A 1,963-nucleotide genomic window follows, 5' to 3' on the forward strand; every position below is an offset into this window, starting at 1 on the left:
CCCCACCGGTCTCGACCCCGCCGTCGCCGCCCGGCTCAAGCGCACCCCCGACGGCCTGGTCCCCGCCGTCGCCCAGCAGTACGACACGGGCGAGGTGCTGATGCTGGGCTGGATGGACGACGAGGCGCTGCACCGCACCCTCACCACCGGCCGCTGCACCTACTGGTCGCGCAGCCGCCAGGAGTACTGGGTCAAGGGCGACACCTCCGGCCACGTCCAGCACGTCAAGTCGGTCGCCCTCGACTGCGACGGCGACACCCTGCTGGTCCGCGTCGACCAGACCGGCGCCGCCTGCCACACCGGCGACCGCACCTGCTTCGACGCCGACGTGCTGCTCAAGGAGGAAGACACGCAGGCGGGAGCCGCCACGGATCAGTAGGGTCCACGGCCATGGACCTCGAGACGTTCCGCACCCTCGCCGCCGACCGGCGGGTCATCCCCGTCACCCGCAAGCTGCTCGCCGACGGCGACACCCCACTCGCGCTCTACCGCAAACTCGCCGCCGAGCGCCCCGGCACCTTCCTGCTGGAGTCCGCCGAGAACGGCCGCTCCTGGTCCCGCTACTCCTTCGTCGGCGTCCGCAGCGCCGCCACCCTCACCGAACGCGGCGGCCAGGCCCACTGGCTCGGCACGCCACCCGTCGGCGTCCCCGCCGAGGGCGACCCGCTGGCCGCGCTGCGCGCCACCGTGGAGACCCTGCACACCCCCCGCCAGGACGGGCTGCCGCCGTTCACCGGGGGCATGGTCGGCTACCTCGGCTACGACATCGTGCGCCGCCTGGAGAAGATCGGCCCCGGCGAGCGCGACGACCTGAAGCTGCCCGAGCTGACCATGCTGCTCACCAGCGACCTGGCCGTCCTCGACCACTGGGACGGCACCGTCCTGCTGATCGCCAACGCCATCAACCACAACGACCTCGACACCGGCGTCGACGAGGCCCACGCCGACGCCGTCGCCCGCCTGGACGCCATGGAGGCCGACCTCGCCCGCCCGCTCGCCCAGCCGCCGGTCGCCCTGCCCGACGCGGCGCTGCCCGAGTACACCGCGCTGTGGGGCGGCGTCGAGTACCAGAAGGCCGTCGAGGACATCAAGGAACGCATCCGGGCCGGCGACGCCTTCCAGGTCGTCCCCTCCCAGCGCTTCGAGACCCCCTGCACGGCGAGCGCCCTGGACGTCTACCGGGTGCTGCGCGCCACCAACCCGTCGCCGTACATGTACCTCTTCCGGTTCGAGGGCTTCGACGTCGTCGGCTCCAGCCCCGAGGCGCTCGTCAAGGTCGAGGACGGCCGCGCCGTGGTGCACCCCATCGCCGGCACCCGCCACCGCGGCGCCACCCCGCAGGAGGACCAGGCCCTCGCCGACGAGCTGATGGCCGACCCCAAGGAACGGGCCGAACACCTGATGCTGGTCGACCTCGGGCGCAACGACCTCGGCCGGGTCTGCGAGCCCGGCTCCGTCGAGGTCGTCGACTTCATGTCGATCGAGCGGTACTCGCACGTGATGCACATCGTCTCCACCGTCACCGGCCGCGTCGCCCCGGGCCGCACCGCCTTCGACGTGCTCACCGCCTGCTTCCCGGCCGGCACCCTCTCCGGCGCGCCCAAGCCGAGCGCCCTGCGGATCATCGACGAGCTGGAGCCCTCACGGCGCGGCCTGTACGGCGGCGCGGTGGGCTACCTGGACTTCGCCGGGGACTCCGACACCGCCATCGCCATCCGCACCGCGCTGCTGCGCGACGGCACCGCCTACGTGCAGGCGGGCGCGGGAGTCGTCGCCGACTCCGACCCGGTGGCCGAGGACACCGAGTGCCGCAACAAGGCCGCCGCGGTGCTGCGCGCCGTCCACAGCGCCAACCGGCTGGGGGCCGGCCGGAGCGGCGCGTGAGGTGATGTCGCTCTCACCTGACCCCCGGGCGGCCCACGGGGGGCATACGGGCGGGCCCGGCGGGGCCATAGTGGAGGGG

At 73.7% G+C, this 1,963-nt stretch carries 2 protein-coding genes; both read left to right on the top strand.

Annotated elements, in window-relative coordinates; genetic code table 11:
- Nucleotides 1-379 (top strand): phosphoribosyl-AMP cyclohydrolase (gene hisI / locus ACOV8S_RS11655; protein WP_448317708.1); only part of this gene is annotated, 379 nt, incomplete at its 5' end.
- An 11-nt stretch (nt 380-390) separates the two neighbouring features.
- Nucleotides 391-1,884 carry an anthranilate synthase component I gene (locus ACOV8S_RS11660; protein WP_448317710.1) on the top strand — a complete coding sequence of 498 codons (1,494 nt, stop codon included), beginning with the start codon at nt 391-393 and terminating at the stop codon, nt 1,882-1,884.
- The last annotated feature ends 79 nt before the right edge of the window (nt 1,885-1,963 follow it).

The organism is Streptomyces sp. CO7 (assembly GCF_053474865.1).

What these genes read in the sequence shown, in the direction of transcription:
- ACOV8S_RS11660 (WP_448317710.1), top strand. Translation starts at nt 391, where the DNA reads ATGGACCTCGAGACGTTCCGCACCCTCGCCGCCGACCGGCGGGTCATC.